The organism is Pseudomonas sp. A014, from assembly GCF_052378495.1.
Classification (GTDB): domain Bacteria; phylum Pseudomonadota; class Gammaproteobacteria; order Pseudomonadales; family Pseudomonadaceae; genus Aquipseudomonas; species Aquipseudomonas machongensis.
This window is the reverse complement of the sequence record NZ_CP199001.1, coordinates 3,405,666-3,430,466: the sequence shown is the minus strand read 5'-3', so window position 1 is coordinate 3,430,466 and position 24,801 is coordinate 3,405,666. Positions and strand designations below refer to the sequence as shown.

The following is a 24,801-nucleotide window of genomic DNA, read 5'->3' as shown; positions in this document are numbered from 1 at the left end:
CCTCGGAACAGGTTCAGTTAAAAGCTGGGCTTATGTGTGAAATACGATAAATCGATTTTATTTATCAGTCATCAGCTGCTTCCATGTCGCTCAACCCGAGGCGGCGCCAAAAGCGCCTGCACCGGGCCATGGTCCAGCCAGATGACGTCCCTCCGTCATGCAGTGCGCAACACAACAACAAGACAGGCGTTTCTTCACATTCTGCCGGCACACTCAGCAAGAGGTCAGAGTCAAATGAACCAGTCTTTCGGTGCCATCAAGCGGTGGCGCATGCAGATCTTCGCCATCACCTGGCTGGCCTACGCCGCCTTCTACTTCACCCGCAAGGCCTTCTCGGTCGCCAAGCTTGGCATTGCTGAAGATCCAGGCTTCATGCTCGACAAGGCCGCCATGGCCAACCTCGACGCGATCTACCTGGCGGCCTACGCCGTGGGCCAGTTCACCTGGGGCATGCTCGCCGACCGCTTCGGCCCACGCGTGGTGGTACTCGGCGGCCTGCTGATCTCGGCCGCAGCAGCGGTGGTGATGGGCAGTTACGCGACCTTCCCGATCTTCGCCACCTGCATGCTGATCCAGGGCCTGGCGCAGTCGACCGGCTGGGCAGGGCTGTGCAAGAACATCGGCAGTTTCTTCCCGTCGTCCCAGCGTGGCCGGGTACTTGGGCTATGGAGTTCGTGCTACGCCTTTGGCGGCCTGGTGGCCTCGCCCTTTGCCGGGTGGTGGGCGTACACCCTGGTTGGCAGCTGGCACGCAGCGTTTTTCTCCAGCGCCGTGGTGGTGGCAGCGGTAGCGCTGCTGTTCTTCTTCTTGCAGCGCAATAAGCCCGAAGACGTCGGCCTGCCGGCGGTGGAGCCGGAGCCGCAGAGCATGACGCCAGGCGCGAACCTGTGCAGCGTCTGGGCGCCGCTGCGCGAAATCCTGCGCAACCGCACGGTACTCACGTTGGGTCTTGCCTACTTCATGCTCAAGCCGGCGCGCTACGCCATTCTGCTGTGGGGGCCGGTGATCGTTTTCGAGCAGATGCCCTCGGTAGGCAAGGTTGGCGCGGCGATCATTCCCACAGCCTTCGAGCTGGCCGGGTTGCTCGGCCCGATCCTCATCGGCCTGGCCTCGGACAAGCTGTTCGGTGCCCGGCGCATGCCTGCCTGCGTGATCAGCCTGGTGCTGCTGACCTTCACCCTGGCGGGTTTCATGGCCGCAATGCACAGCGGCAGTGTGGTTCTGGTCGTTGCGCTGTTGTTCGTCATGGGCCTGACCCTGTACGGACCTGACTCGATGATCAGCGGCGCGGCCGCGATCGACTTCGGCACCGCCAAGGCCGGCGCCACGGCAGCCGGGTTCGTCAATGGCTGCGGCTCGGTGGGTGCGGTGTTGGGTGGCCTGCTGCCGGGCTATTTCGACAGCGTCACGGTGTTCATCGTGTTCGCCGGCACTGCGCTGTTCTCCGCCCTGGTGCTGCTGCCGCACTGGAACAGCCGCCCGGCCAGTGCGGAGGCGGTACATGACGTGGCCCCCAACACCGGCATGGCGATCAAGCCGGTACGTACCTGAAGGAAAGTGAAACGATGAGACCGTTCTGGCTGCAACAGGCCCTGGATCCGCAAAACGAAGCGGTATGCCCGCCGCTGCAAGGTGATGTGCGCTGTGATGTGTGTATCGTCGGTGGCGGCTATACCGGCTTGTGGACCGCGCTGATGCTCAAGGAGGCGGTGCCGGCGTTGGATGTGCTGCTGATCGAGGCGGATATCTGCGGCGCCGGTGCCAGCGGGCGCAATGGTGGTTGTGCGCTGTCGTGGTCGGCCAAGTACTTCACCCTGGAGCGCTTGTTCGGTGTGGCCGAGGCGGTGCGCCTGGTCCGTGAGTCGGAGCGCAGTATCGCGGCCATCGGCACGTTCTGCGCCGAACATCACATCGACTGCGACTACCGCATGGACGGCACCTTGTATACCGCCACCAATGCCGCCCAGGTCGGCAGTACCGATGCGGTGATCGCGGCGCTGCAGCGCCAGGGCATCAACTCGTTCCAGCGTCTGGCGCTGGATGAGGTGCAGCGTCGGGCAGGCTCTGACCGCCACCGGGAAGGCTGGTTCTCGCCAGCGGCCGCCACGGTACAGCCGGGCAAGCTGGTGCGTGGCCTGCGCCGGGTCGCGCTGCAGCTCGGCGTGCGCATCCACGAGGGCACGGCGATGACCAGCCTTGAGCACGGCGTCCCGGTGCAGGTGCGCACTGCCCACGGCACCGTGCGTGCCGACCGGGTCGTGCTGGGCCTCAATGCCTGGATGGCGCGACAGTTCGCGCAGTTCGAGCGCAGCGTGGCGATCGTCTCCAGCGACATGGTGATCACCGAGCCGTGCCCCGAACTGTTGCGCCAGACGGGCCTGGAGACCGGCATCAGCGTGCTCGATTCGCGCATCTTCGTGCATTACTACCACAACACCCCCGACGGTCGGCTGATGCTCGGCAAGGGCGGCAATACCTTCGCCTATGGCGGGCGCATGCTACCGGTCTTCGATCAGCCATCGCCCTATCGATCGCTGCTGAAACGGACCTTGGGCGAGTTCTTCCCGGCGCTGGCCGAGGTGCCGCTGGCCGCGAGCTGGAACGGGCCATCGGATCGCTCGGTGACCGGCTTGCCGTTCTTCGGCCGGCTGGACGGGCAGGGCAACGTGTTCTACGGCTTCGGCTATTCCGGCAGCGGGGTAGGGCCTTGCCACATGGGCGGGCAGATCCTTTCGTCGCTGGCCCTGGGGATGGACAACGCCTGGACGCGCTCGCCCCTGGTCAAGGGGCCGCTGGGGCAGTTCCCGCCGGAGCCGATCCGCTACTTGGGGTCGCTGATGGTGCGCGATGCCGTGCGGCGCAAGGAGCGCGCCGAAGACCGAGGGCTGCGCCCGCGGCGGCTGGATGTGCGGTTGGCGAAGTTCGCGGCGGCGGCGGGGAAGGCGGACAAGGGCTGAGTCGGTGTGGGCATTTTCGCGGGCAAGTCGGGTCGCCGCACCGCCGCTCCCACAGGTACCCACCGCTTGCAGGGGCGGCGGTTCGCCGCTGCGAGTTGCCCGCGAATGTCCGCCATGCGATTTCTTGTCGATCCCACCCGCGAGGGCGTATAAACTCTCCCCACTTTTGGCCGGTCGCTTCCTGAACCGGCCGCTGAGACAAAGAGAGTCGAGATGGGCGCACAGTGGAAAGCCAAGCATAGAGAAACGGCCGCCAACGCCAAGGGCAAGATCATGGGCAAGTTGGCCAAGGAGATCCAGATCGCGGCCAAGTCGGGCGCCGACCCGGATATGAACCCGCGTCTGCGCTTGGCGATCGTCCAGGCCAAGAAAGCCTCGATGACCCGCGAAACCCTCGAGCGTGCGATCAAGAAAGGCGCTGGCCTGGATGGCGAGGCGGTGCAGTACCATGCCGTCAGCTACGAGGGCTTTGCCCCGCACCAGGTGCCGCTGATCGTCGAATGCCTGACCGACAACGTGAACCGTACCGTCGCCCAGATCCGGGTGTTGTTCCGCAAGGGCCAGCTCGGCGCAAGCGGCTCGGTGGCCTGGGACTTCAACCATGTCGGCCTGATCGAGGCTACCCCGGAAGGTGATGCCGACCCGGAAATGGCCGCCATCGAAGCTGGCGCCCAGGACTTCGAAGACGGCGAGGAAGAGGGCTCGACCCTGTTCATCACCGACACCACCGACCTGGACGCGGTGCAGAAGGCCCTGCCCGAGCATGGTTTCACCGTCACCTCCGCGAAGATCGGCTACACCCCGAAAAACCCGGTGAGCGCCGCCAGCCTGAGTGCTGAAGCCCTGGCCGAGGTCGAGGCCTTCCTTGAGGCGATCGACGAGAACGAAGACGTGCAGAACGTCTATGTCGGTCTGACGGACTGACTTCCTGCCGGGCCGCCTCGCGGCCCGATGGGCCCCGCCATGGGGCCCTCCACCCCACCCGCGCAGGTCACCCCATGACCCCCACCTTCGCCTCACTGAGCCTGGCCCACCTGCGCACCCTCGATTGCCTCCTGCAATTGAAGAACCTCAGCCACGCCGCCGAGCGCCTGGGTTGCAGCCAGTCGGCCCTCAGTCGGCAGCTCGCTCACCTGCGCGATGCCTTCGGCGACCCGCTGCTGGTCCGCCAGGGGCGCGGCTATGTGCTCAGCGAACATGCCGAAACCTTGGTCGAACCCTTGCGCCAGGTGCTCGATGAGCTCAGCGCCCTGCGCCAGCCTGCCGCCTTCGACCCGGCGCGTTGCGAGCGGCGTTTCTGCATCGCCGCCTCCGACTATGTGGCCGAGCACATCCTTCCGGACCTGGTGACGGCACTGGAGCATGAGGCGCCCGGGGTATCCCTCGAGTACCGCACCTGGCAGGCCGGCCAATACGCCTCGCTGGCCAGTGGTGAGGTCGATCTGGCCACCACACTGTTCGATGAGTCCCCGCCCAACCTGCATGGCCGGCTGCTCGGTGAAGACCGTGCGGTGTGCCTGATGGCGGGCGGGCATCCGCTGGCCGCCTGCACCACGATCAGCCAGGACGACTACCTTGCCTATCGCCATGTGCGGGTTTCCGGCGGCGGCGACAAGGACAGCTTCATCGACCGACACCTGCGTGCCCAGGGCCTGCAGCGGCGCATGCAGCTGCAGGTGCCGTTCTTCAGTGCCATGGTGCAGGTGATCGGCAATGGTCAGGCGTTGGCCACGGTGCCGGAGCATATCGCCCGCCAGCTTTGCCGTTTGCATGGCCTGGCCTGGCGGCCGCTGGGCTTCATCGAGCACAGTCAGCGCTACTGGGTGGTCTGGCATCAGCGCTTGCAGGCCTCGGCCGAGCACCGCTGGTTGCGTAACCGGGTATTCGAGCTGTGGCGCCAGTCGTCGTTTGGCGTGCAGGGCGGGGATGCGCGGTTGCGATAGCAGCTATGCGCGAAACGGGGTTATTGCCCGACGGCGGGTTGCCTAGACTGGGCTGATTGCGGGGTGTCGGTGCTGACACCTCATCCCTTCGCCCAGGAGCCAGCCCAGTGACCCCCGAACAATTCCGCCAATACGGCCACCAGCTTATCGACCTGATCGCCGACTATCGCCAGACCGTCGGCGAGCGCCCGGTGATGGCCCAGGTCGAGCCCGGCTACCTCAAGGCCGCGCTGCCCGAGGCTGCGCCGCAGCAGGGCGAGCCGTTCGCCGCCATCCTCGATGATGTCTCCAGCCTGGTGATGCCCGGCCTGTCGCACTGGCAGCATCCCGACTTCTACGGCTACTTCCCCTCCAACGGCACGCTGTCGTCGGTTCTCGGCGACTTCCTCAGCACAGGGCTTGGCGTGCTCGGCCTGTCCTGGCAGTCCAGCCCGGCCCTGAGCGAGCTGGAGGAAACTACCCTCGACTGGCTGCGCCAACTGCTGGGGCTGTCGGCGCAGTGGAGCGGGGTGATCCAGGACACGGCCTCCACCAGCACCCTGGTCGCGCTGATCAGCGCACGTGAGCGCAGCACCGACTACATCCTCGCCCGCGGCGGCCTGCAGGCCCAGGACAAGCCGCTGATCGTCTACGTCAGTGCCCATGCCCACAGCTCGGTGGACAAGGCCGCACTGCTGGCCGGGTTCGGCCGCGACAACATTCGCCAGATCCCAACGGACGAGCGCTTCGCCATGATCCCCGAAGCGCTGCAGGCCGCCATCGAGCAGGACCTGGCCGCCGGCAATCAGCCCTGCGCCGTGGTTGCCACCACCGGCACTACCGCCACCACGGCCCTGGACCCGTTGCGCCCGGTTGGTGAGATCGCCCAGGCGGCGGGGTTGTGGCTGCATGTCGATTCGGCGATGGCAGGCTCGGCGATGATCCTCCCCGAATGCCGCTGGATGTGGGACGGCATCGAGCTGGCCGACTCGGTGGTAGTCAATGCGCACAAGTGGCTGGGCGTGGCCTTCGACTGTTCGATCTATTACGTGCGCGACCCGCAGCACCTGATCCGGGTGATGAGTACCAACCCCAGCTACCTGCAGTCGTCGGTGGATGGCGAAGTGAAGAACCTGCGCGACTGGGGCATACCGCTGGGGCGGAGGTTCCGTGCGCTGAAGCTGTGGTTCATGCTGCGCAGCGAAGGGGTCGAGGCCTTGCAGCAGCGCCTGCGCCGAGACCTGGAAAATGCCCGATGGCTGGCCGAGCAGGTCGCGGCGGCGCCGGGTTGGAAACTGCTGGCGCCGGTGCAGTTGCAGACCCTGTGCATTCGGCATGAACCAGAGGGGCTGGACGGTGAGGCGCTGGATGAGCACACCCGTGGCTGGGCAGACCGGCTCAACGCTTCCGGCGATGCCTACGTGACCCCGGCCACCCTGCAAGGCCGGTGGATGGTACGGGTGTCGGTCGGCGCGCTGCCGACGGAACGGGCGGATGTGGAGCGGTTGTGGAGAAACCTGCAGGCGGTGGTCAAGGCTTGAGGTTGCCGGGGCCGCTGTGCGGCCCCGACGGCCTTACGGGCTCACCACCTCGAAGCTGCTTTTGCGGCTGGCTTCATAGGCGTCCTTTTCCAGCGGTTTGGCCTGCGGGTTACCCAGGTCTTCCATCGCCATCCGGTAGGTTTCAGGCGCCACATAGGCGGCCAGTGCACACACGCAGGTGATGGCGAAGGCCAGTGCCCCGACTACCAGCCAGATATGCTCCGAACCGGGTGGGGCGACGGCTGCGAACAGCGCCGGCAGCATCGCCGTGAGCATGGTGCCGATGTTCTGTGCGATGGCCATGGCCGACACCCGGTAGCGGGTCTGGAACAGCTCGGGGTAGAAGCTTGGGAACACGGCGTTGTAGCCCTGGTAGACCATGCCCCACATCAGGATCGAGCCGACGAAGGCCAGTGGCACGTTCTGGATGCTGATCGCATACAGGTAGACGAACGCCAGCAGGCCCGATCCCAGGCACCCGGCAATCATGGTCGGGCGCCGGCCGATGCGGTCCGACAGATTGCCCACGAACGGGATCACCAGCACCGCGACGATATTGCCCACCACCGGGATCCACAGGTACACGCTCTTGTCGAAACCGATGCCGTAGGCCGGCTGCACGGCATAGGCCGCACCGAAGATGGTGGCGACCACCGGGATCACGTTCATCAGTGCCATGAACATCACCAGCACCATGTGTTTCCAGCTGTGGCGGAACGCTTCGCCGATTGGGGACTTGGCCACCTTGTCCTGTTTTTCTTCCTGAACGAATGCCGGGGTTTCGTGCACTTCCTTGCGGATGATGAAGCCTGCGATCAGCACCACTGCACTCATCAGGAACGGAATGCGCCAGCCCCATTCGTTGAACGCTTCGCTGGGCATGAAGTAGGCCAGTGGCAGGAATACCGCAGCGGCCATCACCTGGCCGGCCTGCACGCCTTGCAGGGTGTAGCTGGCGTAGTAGCCGCGACGTCCGAAGGGCGCGTGCTCCATGATCATGGAACTGGCGCCGGAGATCTCTCCGGCCACGGCGAAGCCTTGGACCAGGCGCAGGACCACCAGCAAGGCAGGGGCGAGGAGGCCGATGTCGTGGTAGGTGGGCAGCAGGCCTACGGCCATGGTCGAGATGCCCATCAGGAACATGCACAGCAGCAGCACGTTCTTGCGTCCTCGCGTGTCACCCCAATGGCCGAGCACGAAGGCGCCGACCGGACGAGCCAGGTAGCCGACGCCATAGGTGGCAAGGGAGGCGATGATGGCCATCTTCGGGTCACTGGACGGGAAGAAGATCTGCGGGAAGATCAACGCTGCCGCCTGGGCATAGATGAAGAAATCGTAGTACTCGAGGGCCGAGCCGATCCACCCGCTGGCGGTGGCTTTCTTGGCCTGTGAAGAGTGGGCCATGGTGTCTCCGTTGTTCTTGTTGGTTGTCGGATGGCGGTCGCCCTCGGGCAGGCATGAGCCCGGATGGCGGCGACTGAATCCATGGTGGTCCAGGGTTCTGCGGTGAATCAATTCGCTTGGTTGGCTTTTGTTCGATTATCGAACACAAACTAACCATTTCGTACAAAGTGCATTGCCGTCCCGACTTTACCTGCGAATAATCGATCCTGCCATCGTCGAGAACAAGCAGGCTCATGGGTCAGACGAACCTGCGCCTGTACAAACAACAAGGAACTCAACATGCAGCGTTCGATCGCCACCGTCTCACTCAGCGGTACCCTGCCTGAAAAGCTCGAAGCCATCGCTGCCGCAGGCTTTGATGGCGTCGAGATCTTCGAGAACGACCTGCTCCATTACGCCGGTGCCCCGCGTGAAATTCGGCAGCGGTGTGCGGACCTGGGGCTGGCCATCACGCTGTTTCAGCCGTTTCGCGACTTCGAGGGCTGCCGCCGTGATCGTCTGCACAAGAACCTCGACCGCGCGGCGCGCAAGTTCGACCTGATGCAGGAACTGGGCACCGACCTGGTGCTGGTGTGCAGCAACGTGCAGCCCGATGCGCTGGGCGATGAGCAACTGCTGGTCGATGACCTGCGCCTGTTGGCCGAGCATGCCGGGGCGCGGGGCCTGCGCATCGGTTACGAAGCTTTGGCCTGGGGGCGTCACGTCAACACCTGGCAGCAGGTGTGGCACCTGGTGCGCAAGGTCGATCATCCGGCGCTGGGGGTGATTCTCGACAGCTTCCACACGCTCTCGCTCAAGGGCGATCCCAGTGCGATCCGCGATATCCCTGGCGAGAAAATTTTCTTCGTTCAGATGGCCGATGCGCCGATCCTGGCCATGGACGTGCTGGAGTGGAGTCGGCATTTTCGCTGTTTCCCCGGCCAGGGCGAGATGGACCTCGCAGGTTTCCTTGCGCCGATCATCGCCAGTGGGTATCGCGGCCCGCTGTCGCTTGAGATTTTCAACGATGGCTTTCGTGCCGCACCTTCGCGTCAGAACGCCGCCGATGGTCTGCGCTCGTTGCTGTACCTGGAGGAAAAGACCCGCGTGCGGCTGGCCGAGCAGGCGGTCGCAGTGGAACCCGGCGTGCTGTTCGCACCGCCTGCGGCGAGCCGTTATGACGGAGTGGAGTTCGTCGAGTTCGCCGTAGATGACGCGGTCGGTGCGCGGCTGGGTGGGTGGTTGAAGCGCCTGGGGTTCGCCGAGGCCGGTCAGCACCGCAGCAAGGCGGTCAGGCTGCTGCGCCAGGGTGATATCAATATCGTGCTCAACGCCGAACCCTATTCCTTTGCCCACAACTTCTACGAGGCTCATGGTCCATCGCTGTGCGCTGCAGCCTTGCGCGTGGATGACGCCCAGGCGGCGCTGCAGCGGGCAATGGCCTATCGTGGTCAGCCATTCCGTGGTCTGGTCGGCCCCAACGAGCGGGAAATCCCGGCGGTGCGCGCGCCGGATGGCAGTCTGATCTACCTGGTGGAGCCGGCCGGGGCAGGGCAGGGCATCTATGACAGTGATTTCTGCCTCGATCCGTCGGCCACTGCCGGTGGCGGGCTGCAGCGCATCGACCACATGGCCTTGGCCTTGCCGGCCGAGGGTCTGGACAGTTGGGTGCTGTTCTACAAGAGCCTGTTCGACTTCACCGCCGACGACGAAGTGGTACTGCCCGACCCTTATGGTCTGGTCAAGAGCCGCGCCCTGCGCAGCCCGTGCGCGACGTTGCGCCTGCCGCTGAACATCTCCGAGAACCGCAACACGGCCATCGCCCACGCCCTGTCGAGCTACCGTGGTTCGGGCGTGCACCATATCGCCTTCGACTGCGCCGACATCTTCGCCGAGGTCACACGGGCCAAGGAGGCTGGCGTGCCATTGCTGGAGATCCCGATGAACTACTACGACGATCTGGCGGCGCGCTTCGAGTTCGACGATGAGTTCCTCAGCGAGCTTGCTTACTACAACGTGCTGTACGACCGCGATGCGCAGGGCGGCGAGCTGTTCCATGTGTACACCGAACCGTTCGAGGGGCGTTTCTTCTTCGAGATCCTCCAGCGCAAGGGGGACTACGCGGGGTATGGCGCGGCGAACGTGGCGGTGCGCCTGGCGGCGATGGCCAAGCTGCGCGCGAGTGCGGGTGGCTAGCAAGCCGCACATGCACCCTCGCGCTTCCCTGCACCGCCCGGCTCACGGATAATCCCCGCACATTCCAAACAACAGCCTGTGAGTCGGTATGAGTGATCCGCAAGTCAGCCTCGGTCAGTCCGAGGGCGGGGCGCGCAAGTCGCGCAAGAACAACCCGGAGAAAACCCGCGAGGACATTCTCCAGGCTGCGATCCACGAGTTCGTCCAGCAAGGCCTGGCTGGCGCGCGGGTCGATGCGATCGCCGAGCGCACCGCCACTTCCAAGCGCATGATCTACTACTACTTCGGCAGCAAGGAACAGCTGTACCTGGAATGCCTGGTCAAGCTCTACGGCGACATCCGCAAGACCGAGCACAGCCTGGACCTGGAGTCGCTGCCGGTCGAGCAGGCGATCCGCCGACTGGTGGAGTTCACCTTCGATCACCACGACCACAATGTCGACTTCGTACGCATCGTCTGTACCGAAAACATCCATTACGGTGAGTTCGTCAAGCAGGCGCCGGTGATCCGCGAAATGAGCAGCCTGGTGCTCGAATCACTGGCGCGCACCCTGCAGCGCGGGGTCGAGGAAGGCATGTTCCGTGCGGGCATCGAGGTCATCGACCTGCATATGCTGATGAGTTCGTTCTGCTTCTATCGGGTCTCGAACCGGCATACCTTCGGCCAGATCTTCCAGATCGACCTGGCGGACGACGCAATCAAGCTGCGCCACAAGCAGATGATCTGCGAAGCCGTGCTCAACTACATCCGCGCCTGATGCCCAGCATCTGCATCACTCGCCCAGCCGCTGCTCACGTGAAGGCGGGTAGCCGAAATACGCCGCGTAGCACTTGCTGAAGTGCGACACCGAAACGAACCCGCACGCCACCGCCACTTCCATGACCGACAGGTCTGAGTACTGCAGCAGCCGCCGGCTCTTGGTGATGCGCAGCTCCATGTAGTAGCGCCGCGGCGAGGTACCGAGCTGGGCCTGGAACAAGCGGTCGATCTGCCGACGCGAGCGGCCGCTGTAGGCGGCCAGCTGATCGAGGCTGAGGGTCTCTTCCAGGTTGTTTTCCATCAGCTCGACAATGGTGCGCAGTTGCAGGCTCATGGACTTCTTCGCCCCGGGCCCGACCTGGCGATAGCGGGCGCCGGAGAACGACAGGATCTCTTCGACACCTTCGGCCAAGGCGTCGCCATACAGCCGGCGTACCAGGCCCAGCATCAGTTCCATGGCGCCATTGGGGCTGGCGGCGGTCAGGCGATCGCGATCAAGGGTGAAGCTGGCCGGCGTGATGCGCGTCTGCGGGCTGCGTTCGGCGAGGCTGGCCCGCTGTTCGGGGTGGATGCTGCAACCGTAGTCGCCCAGCACCCCGGCGCGGCCGAGGAACCATGCACCGCTCCACAAGCCACCCAGGGCCATGCCGTGGGCCGCGCAGTCGCCCAGCAGGCGGTCGAGTTCGGGGTATTTGAGCGGGGTGCGCAGGCCGGCGCAGATGACCAGGAGGTCGGGCTCCTTGAGCTTGCGCGGGTCCAGCTCGCTGGCCACCAGTTCCAGCCCCAGGTCACTCAGCACCCGGTCACCTTCGAGCGACAGCGGGGTGAAGCGGAAGCTGTCGGCTCGCAGCAGGTTGGCGGTGACCAGCACGTCCATCGCCACGGTGAAACTGGCCATGGAAAAATGCTCGAGCAGAACGAAGTCGACGCGGTACGGCACCTGTTCGTCGCTGGCGCCGGATTTGAGCCGCAACATGTTACTGGTGCTAGTCTTCTTGCTGAACTGGCGAGGCGTGGGCACAGCGGACTCCGTTTCCTTCGATGGCGCAGGGAGTGTGCTGGGAGTTGCCGGGAAAGACAATCACTGGCCGGATAATGCCGCGAGCCCTGCACTGGCGGTACGCGGATTGGAATGAACCCTTGGCGCCTGGCGTGAACAAATGCATTACATGCTCACAGGAGAACGCTCATGGAAATCGGAACGGTCTGGATCCTCGTCGCAGTGCTGGTGATTCTTCTGCAGATCTGGGCGATATGGCACATCATCGGCAGCGAGCGCCGTGCCGAGCGCAAGATGTTGTGGGTCGTGTTCGTGGTTTGGGCGCCGTTCCCCGGCCTGTTGTTCTGGGCCTGGCGCGGGCCGCGGGCGGTGAAGGGCAGGGCCGTGCTGGAAGAGAAATGAGCCTTGCCTGGCGCCTGTCGCAAGGACAGGCGCCACGGACTTGGATCTCGGTGCCGATCCCTGGAAAAACCTGTCTGGGCGGGTAGAATCGCCGCTCCTGCCCTCAGCGAGCCTGCCCCTATGTCAGCGCCGTCACTCGAGCTGTTCCCGACCGGCCCTGAACACGCCGAAATCATCCGCAATCTTTACCAGTTCTATGCCTACGAGTCCTCGGACTGGGAGCAGGAAGACGTCGAGGCGGATGGGCGTTTCTACCTGCACGAGGCGCACATGGCGCGCTACTGGCAATCGCCCGGCTGGGGCGCCCGCCTGGTGCTGGTCGACGGCTTCATCGCCGGTTTCGTGCTGGTCGAGCGTAGCGAGCTGCCCGGGGTCGAGGCCCTCGAGCTGGCCGACCTGTTCATCCTCAAGCGCTATCGCCGTCAAGGCATTGGCCGGGCAATAGCGTGCCAGATGCTCTGCAGTGGCGCGCATGACTGGCTGTTGCGCTGCTATCGGCAGGATGAAGCGGCCATGGCCTTTTGCAGCCGCGTCGTCGCCGAGTTGCCACGCGCCGTGCAGGCAATCGCGCCGGAAGATGACCCGCAATTGCACACATGGCGCGTCGCGGCGGTGCGTCACTGAGGTCCAGCATGCGCGAATTTTTGTGATCCACTTCACAAAATCCTGTCGCTCAACGGCATAATGCCAGTATCTTGAAAAACGGCCCCGCAGGTTCAGGAAGAATGCCATGTCGCTAGTCGCGAGCCCCGACGTCATGTACCGGTTGTTGATCCAGAGCGTGGTGGACTATGCCATCTACCTGCTGACCCCGGAGGGGGTGGTCGCCAACTGGAACCCGGGGGCGCAGCGCGCCAAGGGCTATGAGGCCGCCGAGGTTGTCGGGCAGCACTACTCGCTGTTCTACAGCGAGGCGGACCGTGCTGCCGGCCTGCCGCAAGCCAACCTCGAGCAGGCGCGCCGCTGTGGTCGTTTCGAGGAGCATGGCTGGCGCCTGCGCAAGGACGGCAGCCTGCTGCGCGCCCATGTGGTGATCGAGGCGGTGCATGACGACGACGGGCAACTGGTGGGTTTCGCCAAGATCACCCGTGATTGCACCGAGCAGTACCATGCACAGATGGCCCAGCGCGAGCAGGAGCGGCATTTCCGCCTGCTGGTGCAGGGCGTGCGCGACTATGCCATCTATATGCTCGACAGCGCCGGCCATGTGATCAACTGGAACGCCGGGGCCGAGCGAGCCAAGGGCTACAAGGCCGATGAAATCGTCGGCCAGCATTTCTCGGTGTTCTACACCCATGAAGACCGCGTCGGTGGCCTGCCCGAACAGGGGCTGGAGACGGCCCGTCGGGAAGGGCGCTTCCAGGCCGAAGGTGTACGCCAGCGCAAGGACGGCTCGCATTTCTGGACCAGCGTGGTGATCGAGGCCATCCATGACGAGGACAGCGGCCAACTGATCGGTTTCGCCAAGGTGACCCGTGACATCTCCGAGCGTCGTCGCTACGAGCTGGAGCTGCTGCAGGCCAAGGAGCTGGCCGAGCAGTACAGCCAGGAGATGAGTACCCTGTCGCAGTTTCTCGATTCGGTGATCGCCAATATTCCAGCCTGTGTCATCGTCCAAGACCTGGTCAGCCAGCGCATCCTGTTGGCCAACCAGCAGGCCGAGCGCTTGTTCGGTGGCCAGGGGGCGAGCCTGATTGGCACGCTGCCCGCAGATTGCGCGGTGCCGGCTGCCGCCGAGTTTCTCGAGCAGCAACTGGCGCGCGGCGCACGCAGTGCCAAGGGCTACGCCGCTGAAACCCGTGTCGAAACCGTCGCGGGTGCCCGCACCTTGCGCAGTCGCGCGCTGCTCAGCCAGAACCGCGACAACCAGGCCGATTACGTGCTGTTCATCGCCGAGGACGCCACTGAAGAACTGGCAGCCCATGCGCAGATTCACCACATGGCCCATCACGATGCGCTGACCGGCCTGCCCAATCGCACCTTGTTCCATGAGCGCCTCAAGCAGGCGCTGGCGCGCGGCGAGGACAGTGGCAAGCTGACCGCCACCTTGTGCCTGGACCTGGACAACTTCAAGAACATCAACGACTCCCTCGGCCATGCCTTCGGCGACAAACTGCTGCGTGCCCTGGGCAAGCGCCTGCGTCGGGAGCTGCGCGAGCACGACACCTTGGCCCGGCTAGGTGGGGATGAGTTCGCCGTGGTTCTGGCCGGGCTGGACAACCGCGAAGCGGCCTGCAATACCGCCCGACGCCTGATCGATGCGATCTGCCCGCCGTTCCAGATCGAAGGGCACCAGTTCGCTGTCGGTGTGAGCATTGGCATTGCCTTTGCGCCCGAGGACCAGGACAACGCCGAGCAACTGCTCGGCTACGCCGACATGGCCCTGTACGAAGCCAAGCGCAATGGCCGCAACCGCTACGAATGCTTCCATGTCGAACTCGACGTTGCCGCACGCCAGCGCCGCCTGGTGGAGACCGACCTGCGCACAGCCCTGCACCTGGGGCAACTGCAATTGCACTACCAGCCGGTGGTGGACCAGCAGTGCAACAGCGTCACCGGCTACGAGGCGCTGCTGCGCTGGGAACACCCCAGTCGTGGCCTGATCATGCCCATGGATTTCATTCCCATCGCCGAGGAGACCGGGCTGATCCACGAGATTGGCGCCCGCGTGTTGAATCTCGCCTGCCAGGAGGCGGCGACCTGGGAAGGGCAGGAGGTGGTGTCGGTCAACCTGTCGCCGGTGCAGTTCAAGAACACTGGGCTGGTGCACACCGTTTCCCTGGCACTGTCGGACTCAGGGCTTGCCCCGCATCGCCTGGAGCTGGAGATCACCGAGTCGGTGCTGCTGGGCAACAGCGAGGAGAACGTGCGCATCCTGCGGGAGCTGAAAGAGCTTGGCGTGTCGATCTCGCTGGACGATTTCGGCACCGGCTATTCGTCGCTGGGTTACCTACGCTCGTTCCCGTTCGACCGGATCAAGATCGACAAATCCTTCGTCCACGACATGTGCGACAGTCGCGAGGCGATGTCGATCATCCGCGCGATCACCGAGCTGTCCAACAGCCTGAAGATCAAGACCACGGCCGAGGGCGTGGAGTCGGCCGAGCAGATGGAGCGCCTGGCGGCAGAAGGGTGTTCGCATTTCCAGGGCTACTTCTATGGGCGACCGGCACCGGCCAGCGAGCGCCTGAAGAAGCCGGGCAGGATTGTCAGGGACTGAGGCACGGTGTCTGCTTCGCGGGTAAACTCGCCCTGACGCGGGCAAAAACACTTGCCATCCGGCGCCCCATCTCTTCTAAACTCGCAAGGTTCGTCCTGCCCAGAGATCCGCATGACCACCCGCACCCCGCTGTCCGGCGTCAACCACCCCTTGCGCGGCATCGCCCTGGTGGTGGCCGCGACTTTCCTGTTCGCCAGCCATGATGGGCTGTCGAAATTCCTCGGTGGTATCTACCCGGTGATCATGGTGGTCTGGGCGCGCTATGTGGTGCATACGCTGCTGATGGCCGGCATCTTCATGCCCCAGGCGGGGCTGCGTGTACTGCGCACCCGGCGTCCGTTGCTGCAGACCTTGCGGGCCTTGAGCCTGCTCAGCACCAGCCTGTTGTTCACGGCGGGCCTGCAGTACCTGCCGCTGGCCGAGGCCACGTCGGTCAACTTTCTCGCCCCGGTGCTGGTCACTGCGCTGTCGGCTCCGCTGCTCAAGGAGCGGGTCACGCTCGGCCAGTGGCTGGCGGTAGTGATGGGGTTCATCGGGGTACTGGTAGTGGTGCATCCGGGCGGAGCGATGTTCACCCCGGCGATCCTGTTTCCCTTCGGTTCGGCCCTGGGTTTCTGCTTCTACCAGCTGCTGACCCGGATTCTGGCTGCCCATGACAGCCCAACCACCAGCAACTTCTACGCAGGCCTGTGCAACACCCTGATCATGAGTGCGCTGGTGCCGTTCTTCTGGCAGACACCGCAATGGCAGCACGTACTGCTGATGCTCGCCCTTGGCGGTTGCGGCATGACCGCCCACCTGCTGCTGACCAAGGCCTTCCGCCATGCAGCTCCGGCGCTGCTGGCGCCGTTCAGCTACTGCCAGATCGTGTTTGCAGGTGTGCTGGGCCTGGTGGTATTCGGCCAGGTGCCGGATACCACCAGCATCGTGGGCATCGCCATCATCTGCCTGAGTGGCCTGGGTGCCGCCTGGATGCAGCGGCGCAAGTGACCGTCAGCCTTTGACCAGGGCCTTGAGCGAGGCGTCGAAGCTACGCAGGGCGTCGGCCTGCACGTTTCGCTCGACCTGCAACTGGCGGGCGACATTCGCCGTGTCGCTGGGCAGCGCTTCACGGGCCTGGCCTTCGGCGCGGCCGATGTAGGTCAGTTGGTCGTCGTAGAAGCGTGCGACCACCTGGGTTTCGATGTCCGGGCTGGTGGCGCTGGCGAGGCGGCTCTGGGCATCGAGTAGCACGATCACGTCGGGGCGATCGGCGAGCAGGGTGTCCAGATCGTCGTAGAAGGTGACCTCGGCGAAGGTTTGCGCCAGCGACTGCGCCAGCCAGCCATAGGCCTGGCTGCCACTGTTGAGCGTGGCCACTTGCACGGCACGCGAGGCGCCAGGCACTGAAGGAGGGACCTCGCGATGGCGCTGCAGGTAGTCCAGGGTGGCAGCGGCATTGCGGCCCAACAGCACGGCGACATGTTGGCCCGGTTTCAGCGACACGCTGGACAGCTCGGTGGCCGAGTAGAAGTGACCGTAGGGTTGCGCCACCTGCGAGGTGGCCGAGGCGGCACAGCCACCCAGAGCGGCCAGCAGGGCCAAAATCGCGGCGAGCATACCGCCTTTGCTGATCGATGCCATGATCGATGCCTCATCGAAGGTTCAATGAAGCCATCTTCCGCCTCCGGGCCCAGCGGTGGAACTTGAAGATATTCATGGTCGCTATCGACGATGTCGATGGGGCGCGGCTGCCTCGACCTGCCTGACAGACCCAGCCTATCGCCTTTCAATAGTCGCTCTATTAGACCTCTGCCCATGCTGGGCTAGTCTTTCCCGTGGCCTTGCGATTTGCGCGTGCAGCGCCGCGGGCCTGCGTCGGCAACAGACCGACCACCACCTGATGAAGAGAAGCCCCGAGCCTTGCGGCTCGGGCTGCAGAACACCTGGCATAGACCGGAAATCTGGACAACCGACCCATAAGGTACCCGCAGATGTCGAACGAATCGAAATGCCCGTTCCATCAAACCGCAGGCGGCGGCACCACCAACCGTGACTGGTGGCCCGATCAGCTCAACCTCAGGATTCTCCACCAGCACGGCAGCCAGTCCGATCCGATGGACCCGGATTTCGATTATGCCAAGGCGTTCAAGAGCCTTGACTTCCAAGCCCTGAAAAAAGACCTCACCGCGTTGATGACCGACTCCCAGGACTGGTGGCCTGCGGATTTTGGCCACTATGGCCCGCTGTTCGTCCGCATGGCCTGGCATAGCGCAGGCACCTACCGCATCGCGGACGGCCGCGGTGGCGCGGGCTCCGGTCAGCAGCGCTTCGCCCCGCTCAACAGCTGGCCCGACAACGTCAGCCTGGACAAGGCCCGGCGGCTGCTGTGGCCGATCAAGCAGAAATACGGAAACAAGATTTCCTGGGCTGACCTGATCGTGCTCACAGGCAACGTCGCGCTGGAGTCGATGGGCTTCAAGACCTTCGGCTTCTCTGGAGGCCGCGCCGATGTCTGGGAGCCGGACGAAGATGTGTACTGGGGCTCGGAGAAGGTCTGGCTGGGGGGTGACACCCGCTACGGCAAGGCCCAGCCGCCCGGTAAAGGTGATCTGGTGGCAGAGCCTGCCAAGCATCCGGAGGAGCAAAGCCGTACCGAGCCGGCAGGGCGCAACCTTGAAAACCCGCTGGCAGCCGTGCAGATGGGCTTGATCTACGTAAACCCTGAAGGCCCGGAGGGCAATCCTGACCCGGTCGCTTCGGGCAAGGACATTCGCGAGACCTTCGGCCGCATGGCGATGAATGACGAAGAAACCGTGGCCCTGATCGCCGGCGGCCACGCCTTCGGCAAGACCCACGGTGCAGGCCCTGCGGACAACGTCGGTGCCGAACCTGAAGCCGCCGGGCTCGAGCTGCAAGGGCTGGGTTGGGCCAACAAGTTCGGCACTGGCAAGGGTGGCGATACCATCACCAGCGGCCTGGAAGTGACCTGGACCTCGACCCCGACCCGCTGGAGCAACGAGTACCTGAACAACCTGTTCAACTTCGAGTGGGAACTGACCAAGAGTCCGGCGGGCGCCCATCAATGGCGTCCCAAGGATGGCAAGGGGGCCAACAGCGTGCCCGATGCCCACGATCCGGCCAAGCGCCATTCACCGATGATGCTCACCTCTGACCTGGCCTTGCGCTTCGACCCGATCTACGAGCCGATCGCCCGGCGTTTCAAGGAGCATCCCGAGCAACTGGCCGACGCCTTCGCCCGTGCCTGGTACAAGCTGATCCACCGTGACATGGGGCCACTGGCCCGTTACCTGGGCCCGGAAAACCCGCAGGAAGAACTGCTCTGGCAGGACCCGATCCCCAAGGTCGATCACCCGCTGGTAGACGAGCAGGACATCACGACGCTCAAGGCCAAGGTGCTGGCCTCGGGCCTGAGCGTTGCCGAACTGGTGTCCACCGCCTGGGCGGCAGCTTCGACCTTCCGTGGCTCGGACAAGCGCGGTGGCGCCAACGGCGGGCGCCTGCGCCTGGAACCTCAGCGCTCCTGGGCCGCCAACCAGCCTCAGCAATTGGACAAGGTGCTCAAGGCGCTGGAGAGAATCCAGGGCGAATTCAACAATGGCGGCAAGAAGATTTCGCTGGCCGACCTGATCGTGCTGGCCGGCTCCGCTGCGGTCGAGAAGGCCGCCCAGGACGCTGGACACACTGTCAGCGTGCCGTTCCGGCCGGGTCGCACCGATGCCTCCCAGGCGCAGACCGATGTCGAGTCGTTCGCCGTGCTGGAGCCGCTGGCAGACGGCCTGCGCAACTTCACCAAGGCCAGGTACAGCGTCAAGGCCGAGAAGCTGCTGCTGGACAAGGCCCAGTTGCTGACCCTGACCGCGCCGGAACTGACCGTGCTGGTCGGTGGCCTGCGGGTGTTGGGCGCCAACCATGGTGGCAGCCAGCATGGGGTGTTTACCGACAAGCCTGGCAGCTTGAGCAACGATTTCTTCCGCAACCTGCTGGACATGGGCGTGGAATGGAAGCCGACCTCGGCTGACAACGAGACCTTCGAAGGCCGTGACCGCAAGACCGGGCAGGTGAAATGGACCGGCACGCGGGTTGACCTGGTGTTTGGTTCCCACGCCCAGTTGCGGGCGTTGAGCGAGGTGTACGGCAGCAGCGATGCCAAGGAGAAATTCGTCAAGGACTTCGTGGCGGCCTGGGTGAAGGTGATGGAACTCGACCGGTTCGACTTGTAGAAGCGGGACTGTAGGGCGCTTTTTCGCGGGTAAATCGGAGCGCCGAACCGCCGCTCCGATTTACCCGCGAAACAACGCCGAGGTCATCAAGATTCAGGCGACAGCCTTCTGCGCCTCGGCCACCTTGGGCTTCGCCGGCTTGAGCCGTGATACACCCAGCAACACCAGAACCAGCCCGGCAATCTGGTAGCCCGAGATCGCCTCGCTGAGGATGGCCCAGGACGCCAGCATGGTCAGCACCGGCCCCAGGTTGCCGACCGCCGCAGTGTGTGTCGGGCCTAGGCGCTGGATCGCCAGGGCCACCCAGTAGATCGGCAGTACCGTGGAAAACAGCGCCATCATCGCCGCGTTGGCCCACACCGCAGCGGGCAATTGCGCCAACTGGGTGACATCCGCCACCAGCAGGTAGTGCGCCAGCACCATCAGCGACGAGGCCGAACCACACAGCCCGGCCATGCGCATCGAGCCCATGCGCTTGAGCATCATTCCGGTACCGGAGTAATACAGCGCGTAGGTGACGGCGCTGGCGAACACCCACAGCGACCCCACCAGCACTGCGTGCCCACCGCCAGCGGTGCCCAGGTCATGCACGAAGGCGATCCCCAGCCCCAGGTAGCACAACCCCATCGCCACCAGGGTGCGAGGGGTAGGGCGCTCACGCAGAGCGACGGCCTGGAAGATCAGCACCAGGGTCGGGTAGGTGAACAGAATCAGGCGTTCCAGACCCGCGCTGATGAACTGCAAACCGTAGAAATCGAACAGGCTCGACAGGTAGTAACCCAGCAGCCCGAGCACAGCCACGCGAAACCCGTCACCCAGGGTCAGTGGAGTACTCGCCGAGCCACGGCTGGCCCACACCAACCAGGCGAACAGCGGCAGCGACAGGCCCATGCGCAGCGCCAGCAAGGTCACTGCATCCACAGGCCCCGCGGCGTAGGCGAGCTTGACGAAGATCGCCTTGAAGCTGAAGCCCAGGGCAGCCAGGACGGCATAGAGGCTGCCGCTTTGCAGGTGTCGCTCAAGTGAGGTACGCAGGCTGTTCATGCTGAATCCGCAACAAAATAAGTCAGAGGCTTATTCTGAATAGAAGGCTCGAAAGCTAGAATCGCTTTTTCTCGAACATGGCGTTCGTTTTTGGAGAAACCCCATGCACTTCGATCTTCAGGACTTGCGTCTGCTGGCTGCCATCGCAGCGACTGGCAGCCTGAGCAAGGCCGCGGCCAGTTTTCCGGTGGCGGTGTCGGCGGCAAGCACGCGCTTGCGCCTGTTTGAGGAGCGCAGCGGTCTGATGTTGTTCACCCGCAGGGCTGACGGTATGCAGTTGACCCCATCTGGGCGGTTGGTACTGGAGTCGGCCCGTGGGGTGCTGGGCGAGGCGCAGAAACTGCAGGACACGCTCAAGGAGCTGGCCGGCCAGCGTCGAATCAACCTGCACCTGGCGGCCTCGACGGTCACCAACAGCACCTTGCTGCCGGCGGTACTGGGGCCGTTCCTGGCCGACTACCCCGAGGTCGACCTGCTGCTGGTCGAGCACAAGAGCGTCGATGTATTGCGGGTGGTGCTGGCTGGGGAGTGCGAGATCGGCGTGTTCGACGGCAACCTGGTCAACGATGGGCTGGTGTCGCTGCCGTTTCGCACCGAGCGTCTGGTGCTGCTGGTGCCTGCCGATCATGAACTGGCGACGCGTGAGCAGCTGCGTCTGGTCGATGCCCTGGATCATGCCTTCGTCTGCCTGCCGGCAGAGCGTGCCATGCAGCGCTTTGTCGAGGAGCTGGCGATGAACCTGGCCATGCCGCTGAAGATCCGCGTGCGCGCGCCCAGCTTCGAGGCCATCGCCCAGCTGGTGGCCCAGCGCGCCGGGCTGGCGATTGTCCCGGAGATCGCGGCTGTGCGCGCCGAGCAGGAGTTCGCGGTGCGCAGGGTGGCACTGGAGGAGCGTTGGGCGACTCTGGAGCTGCGCATCTGCTTTCGCAGTTGGGAAGGTCTCAGTTCCCACGCCAGGCAACTGGTCACCTTCCTTTCCGGGCAGTAATCCGATGAGCTGGCACTCTGCAATCCTGGCCGGAGCGCTTACAATCACCGCTTTTGCCCTCCAAGACAGGCACGCCGGTCAATGACGCTCGACCCCCCAACCCTCCTGGCCCTGACCGTCGCCCTTGCGGCAGCAGCTGCGCTATACCTGGCGATCGAATGGCGCAGTGTGCGCGAGTCGTCGTTGCTCTACTGGAGTGCCGGTTTCGCCACCATCACCGTTGGTTCTACCCTCGCGCTGCTGCGCATGAACGGTTTTCTGCTGATTGGTATCTGGTTCGCCAATGGGATGCTGGTGTTCGCGCATTTCTGCTTCCTGCTGGGCGTTGCCCGTTTCACCGAGGTGCGATTGTCACGGGGCTGGCTGCTGGTCGTGCTGCTGTGGGTGAGCCTGCTGCTGCTGCCGGAAGGGCCGTCGTGGTCGAAGATCATGCTGGTGGTCAATTCGCTGCTGGTGGCCCTGGTGTCGCTACGTGCCAGTTTCCTGCTGCGTCCGCACGGCGTGTCGCTGAGTGTGGGGGCGGTGCAACTGCGCTACGTGATGCTGATCCACGGGCTGTTCTACGTGATCAAGGCCCTGACCGTGGTGATTCCGGGAACCTTGATCGACCTTGCGGCATTTCGCGGTGAAATCATCCAGATTTCGCTGATCGAAGGGGCGATGGCGATCATGCTGATCGCCTTGTCGATGACCGGCACCGAGCGCTACCGGCGTGAGGAGCGCATCGCGCTTCTCGCCGCGCGTGATCCGCTCACGGCGCTGTTCAACCGCCGCGCCCTGGAAGTGCGTGCGCCGGTGTTGCTGCGGGCGACAAGCCACGAGCGCCCTGGCGCCGTGCTGTTGATCGATATCGACAACTTCAAGCTGGTCAACGACCTTTACGGCCATACCGCAGGTGACCGGCTGCTGGTGGCGCTGAGCGAAACCATTCGTGGCCTGCTGCCGGCCAATGCCCTGGCAGCGCGACTGGGGGGTGATGAGTTCGTCATTCTGCTGGGTAATGCGCGCCGCGACGAAGTCGAGGTGCTGGGCACTATTCTGCGCGAGCGCTTCCAGGACATCGCTGCACAATCCTTCGTCACCCCGATGGCGGTGACCCTGAGCATCGGTGCCAACCTGTTCGATCAGCCGCCGGCCAGCCTCACGGCGCTGATCGAGCAGAGCGATGCCGCGCTGTATCAGTCCAAGCGCAGTGGACGCGACAGCATGCGCCTGGTGGACCTGACCTTGACGGGCGATTGAGCCGGCATCGGGCTTTCACTTGTTGTTGATGCATTCGGACTGCACCGAATAACGCACGGTGCGCAGGGTGCCCTGGCTGTCCTCGAAGGTCATCAGGCGCGGTACCACCTCGCACGTGCGCGGGTCGCCCGACTGGCGCACCAGCCGCGCCACATCCAGTGGCATGCCATAGCGGTAGTCGACGATCTCCGGCATGGGCTTGTCGCGCTTGATGGCGTAGGCGGCCACGGCTTGCTGGTGCGCCTGCAGCAACTGCTCGCTGCGCTGAGCGGAAAAGCCGGTGGCTTGGACGCCGAAGGCCAGCAGGAGCAGGGCGATCGCTGTACTCAGTCGTTTCATGGGGTGTCTCCGGAAGGGCTGTGGTTTCCGGATCACGCTAGCGAGCAGCAGCCAACAAGGGCATGACGACAGCCTTACAGTTGTGAAAGGTCCGCACGCATGACGCCATTGTAATGTGCCGATCACCTTCCCGTTATCCACCTGCGGCGAGCATCGATGCTGGCCGCGAACGCACCTGCGAAACGGCCTGACAAGAACAACAGCCGTTATCGAAGGAGCATCGCATGAGATATCGTCCGGGACTTTCCCTGGCCGCGCTGGTGGCGCTGGCCGGTCCTTCGGCGTGGGCCGAGGACGCTACGAAAGAAGGGTTCATAGAGGGCAGCCGCCTGAGCGTGCTGAACCGCAACTACTACTTCAACCGTGACAACCGCGACGCGGTGGCACCGACCTATAACAGAGCCAAGGCGCCCGACAATGGCTATTCCGAAGCCTGGGCGCATGCTGTCATCACCCGCTTCGAGTCCGGCTTTACCCAGGGCACCGTGGGGGTAGGGGTCGATGCCTTTGCCATGCTCGGGCTCAAGCTCGACACCGGAGGCGGGCGCAACGGTGGACGCAGCTCGTTCGATGTACTGCCGGTGGATCGCGACGGCCAGGCGCGTGACGAATACAGCAAGCTCGGCGGCGCGGCCAAGGTGCGGGTGTTCGACACGGTGCTGCGGGTGGGCGATGTGTTTCCGGCCAACCCGGTGGTCGCGGCGGGCGATTCACGCCTGCTGCCGGAGAGCTTTCGCGGCGTGACCGTCGAGAACACCAGCCTGGCGGGCCTGAACTTGCAGGCCGGGCGCCTGCATGCAATGAGCCAGCCGATGTCCAGCGACATGCGCGAGTCTTTCGCGACCTTCTATGGCGGGCCTGTGGACTCGCCATGGATCGCCTATGGCGGCGGCGACTATGCCATCAACGAACATGTCAGCGTCAGTCTGTTCGGCAGTCGCCTGAAGGATGTGTGGAACCAGTACTACGCCGGTACCAGCGTTACCTGGCCATTGAGCGAAGAGCTGGCGCTGATCGGTGGCTTCAACTTCTACAACGCCAAGGACGAAGGGCGTAAACGCCTGGGCACCTTCGACAACGACATCTGGAGCGCCAAGCTCGGTGTGCGTTACGGCGCCCACACCGTCGCCTTGACCCACCAACGCAACAATGGCGACGACGATTTCGATTACCTGCGCCAGTCCGACTCGATCTTTCTCGACAACTCCATCCAGTACAGCGACTTCAACTCGCCCAAGGAGCGCTCGTGGATGCTGCGCTATGACCTGAACATGGCCGGGTATGGCGTCCCCGGGCTGTCGTTCATGACCCGCTACGGGCGCGGCAGTGACGCTGATTACTCGAACGCCAACGCCTATTACATGCGTCGCGATGGCAATGGCGATCCGCTGACCGACCAGAAGCGCTGGGAGCGCGACATCGAGGTCAAGTACGTAGTGCAGACCGGCGCGGCCAAGGACCTTTCGCTGCGCGTGCGCCAGGCGACCACACGGGCGACGGCGTTCGAGTCCGACCTGGATGAGGTGCGAGTGATCGTCGAGTATCCGTTGTCGATCCTTTGAGCTTGAGCCCATTCACCTTCAGA

20 protein-coding genes are annotated in these 24,801 nt (G+C 64.2%); 15 read left to right on the top strand and 5 right to left on the bottom strand.

Annotation, left to right across the window (positions count from 1 at the left end):
* Positions 1–234 precede the first annotated feature (234 nt).
* The 5 genes from ACTYOL_RS15535 to ACTYOL_RS15515 all read left to right on the top strand — a co-directional run bounded on the left by ACTYOL_RS15535 (position 235) and on the right by ACTYOL_RS15515 (position 6,420).
* Positions 235–1,551: an MFS transporter gene (locus ACTYOL_RS15535; protein ID WP_112898534.1), complete on the top strand. Its 1,317-nt coding sequence runs from the start codon at positions 235–237 to the stop codon at positions 1,549–1,551.
* A gap of 14 nt (positions 1,552–1,565) precedes the next feature.
* Positions 1,566–2,957, top strand: a complete 1,392-nt coding sequence (locus ACTYOL_RS15530) for an FAD-dependent oxidoreductase (RefSeq protein WP_153772741.1) — start codon at positions 1,566–1,568, stop codon at positions 2,955–2,957.
* Between the two features lie 213 nt (positions 2,958–3,170).
* Positions 3,171–3,881 (top strand): YebC/PmpR family DNA-binding transcriptional regulator, encoded by a 711-nt coding sequence (locus ACTYOL_RS15525; RefSeq protein ID WP_023631852.1) that lies wholly within the window; start codon positions 3,171–3,173, stop codon positions 3,879–3,881.
* Between the two features lie 74 nt (positions 3,882–3,955).
* The gene (locus ACTYOL_RS15520; RefSeq protein WP_054891560.1) at positions 3,956–4,900 is read left to right on the top strand and encodes a LysR family transcriptional regulator; all 945 of its coding nucleotides are present in this window, start codon (positions 3,956–3,958) and stop codon (positions 4,898–4,900) included.
* A 107-nt stretch (positions 4,901–5,007) separates the two neighbouring features.
* On the top strand, positions 5,008–6,420 hold the full coding sequence (locus ACTYOL_RS15515; protein WP_063545254.1) for a DOPA decarboxylase: 1,413 nt from the start codon (positions 5,008–5,010) through the stop codon (positions 6,418–6,420).
* A 33-nt stretch (positions 6,421–6,453) separates the two neighbouring features.
* Here ACTYOL_RS15515 and ACTYOL_RS15510 read toward each other — a convergent pair whose 3' ends face one another.
* Positions 6,454–7,824, bottom strand: a complete 1,371-nt coding sequence (locus ACTYOL_RS15510) for an MFS transporter (RefSeq protein ID WP_054891558.1) — start codon at positions 7,822–7,824, stop codon at positions 6,454–6,456.
* 279 nt (positions 7,825–8,103) lie between these two features.
* Between ACTYOL_RS15510 and quiC the strand changes: the two genes are divergently transcribed.
* Complete coding sequence (gene quiC, locus ACTYOL_RS15505) at positions 8,104–9,999, top strand: 3-dehydroshikimate dehydratase QuiC (RefSeq protein ID WP_444756538.1); 1,896 nt, start codon at positions 8,104–8,106, stop codon at positions 9,997–9,999.
* Positions 10,000–10,087: 88 nt separating this feature from the next.
* Positions 10,088–10,756 carry a TetR/AcrR family transcriptional regulator gene (locus tag ACTYOL_RS15500; RefSeq protein WP_151924938.1) on the top strand — a complete coding sequence of 223 codons (669 nt, stop codon included), beginning with the start codon at positions 10,088–10,090 and terminating at the stop codon, positions 10,754–10,756.
* 15 nt (positions 10,757–10,771) lie between these two features.
* Here ACTYOL_RS15500 and ACTYOL_RS15495 read toward each other — a convergent pair whose 3' ends face one another.
* Complete coding sequence (locus tag ACTYOL_RS15495) at positions 10,772–11,779, bottom strand: GlxA family transcriptional regulator (RefSeq protein ID WP_054891555.1); 1,008 nt, start codon at positions 11,777–11,779, stop codon at positions 10,772–10,774.
* Between the two features lie 168 nt (positions 11,780–11,947).
* Here ACTYOL_RS15495 and ACTYOL_RS15490 point away from each other — a divergent pair, with 168 nt between their 5' ends.
* From ACTYOL_RS15490 to ACTYOL_RS15475, 4 genes are all read left to right on the top strand, one after another.
* Complete coding sequence (locus ACTYOL_RS15490; protein WP_054891554.1) at positions 11,948–12,160, top strand: PLDc N-terminal domain-containing protein; 213 nt, start codon at positions 11,948–11,950, stop codon at positions 12,158–12,160.
* A gap of 120 nt (positions 12,161–12,280) precedes the next feature.
* Positions 12,281–12,784: a GNAT family N-acetyltransferase gene (locus ACTYOL_RS15485; RefSeq protein WP_444756537.1), complete on the top strand. Its 504-nt coding sequence runs from the start codon at positions 12,281–12,283 to the stop codon at positions 12,782–12,784.
* A gap of 106 nt (positions 12,785–12,890) precedes the next feature.
* Positions 12,891–15,380, top strand: coding sequence for a sensor domain-containing protein (locus ACTYOL_RS15480; protein ID WP_153772737.1), 2,490 nt, complete (start codon positions 12,891–12,893; stop codon positions 15,378–15,380).
* A gap of 111 nt (positions 15,381–15,491) precedes the next feature.
* A complete protein-coding gene (locus ACTYOL_RS15475; protein WP_054891552.1) occupies positions 15,492–16,370 on the top strand; it encodes a DMT family transporter in 879 nt (292 codons plus the stop codon).
* A gap of 3 nt (positions 16,371–16,373) precedes the next feature.
* Here the strand turns inward: ACTYOL_RS15475 and ACTYOL_RS15470 are convergent, their stop codons facing one another.
* The gene (locus tag ACTYOL_RS15470; protein WP_444756536.1) at positions 16,374–17,003 is read right to left on the bottom strand and encodes an ATPase; all 630 of its coding nucleotides are present in this window, start codon (positions 17,001–17,003) and stop codon (positions 16,374–16,376) included.
* A 350-nt stretch (positions 17,004–17,353) separates the two neighbouring features.
* On the opposite strand from ACTYOL_RS15470, the gene katG reads away from it, so the two are divergent.
* Positions 17,354–19,603: a catalase/peroxidase HPI gene (katG, locus tag ACTYOL_RS15465; protein WP_444756535.1), complete on the top strand. Its 2,250-nt coding sequence runs from the start codon at positions 17,354–17,356 to the stop codon at positions 19,601–19,603.
* Between the two features lie 93 nt (positions 19,604–19,696).
* Here katG and ACTYOL_RS15460 read toward each other — a convergent pair whose 3' ends face one another.
* On the bottom strand, positions 19,697–20,647 hold the full coding sequence (locus ACTYOL_RS15460) for a DMT family transporter (RefSeq protein ID WP_197893450.1): 951 nt from the start codon (positions 20,645–20,647) through the stop codon (positions 19,697–19,699).
* A gap of 103 nt (positions 20,648–20,750) precedes the next feature.
* Between ACTYOL_RS15460 and ACTYOL_RS15455 the strand changes: the two genes are divergently transcribed.
* Both ACTYOL_RS15455 and ACTYOL_RS15450 read left to right on the top strand, forming a co-directional pair.
* Entirely contained in the window at positions 20,751–21,635 is an 885-nt protein-coding gene (locus ACTYOL_RS15455; protein ID WP_200603436.1) for a LysR substrate-binding domain-containing protein, read from the top strand.
* Positions 21,636–21,716: 81 nt separating this feature from the next.
* The gene (locus ACTYOL_RS15450; protein WP_054891547.1) at positions 21,717–22,877 is read left to right on the top strand and encodes a GGDEF domain-containing protein; all 1,161 of its coding nucleotides are present in this window, start codon (positions 21,717–21,719) and stop codon (positions 22,875–22,877) included.
* A 15-nt stretch (positions 22,878–22,892) separates the two neighbouring features.
* Here ACTYOL_RS15450 and ACTYOL_RS15445 read toward each other — a convergent pair whose 3' ends face one another.
* Positions 22,893–23,216, bottom strand: a complete 324-nt coding sequence (locus ACTYOL_RS15445; protein WP_065862581.1) for a DUF2790 domain-containing protein — start codon at positions 23,214–23,216, stop codon at positions 22,893–22,895.
* Between the two features lie 224 nt (positions 23,217–23,440).
* Here ACTYOL_RS15445 and ACTYOL_RS15440 point away from each other — a divergent pair, with 224 nt between their 5' ends.
* Positions 23,441–24,778: an OprD family porin gene (locus ACTYOL_RS15440; protein WP_153772730.1), complete on the top strand. Its 1,338-nt coding sequence runs from the start codon at positions 23,441–23,443 to the stop codon at positions 24,776–24,778.
* Positions 24,779–24,801 lie beyond the last annotated feature (23 nt).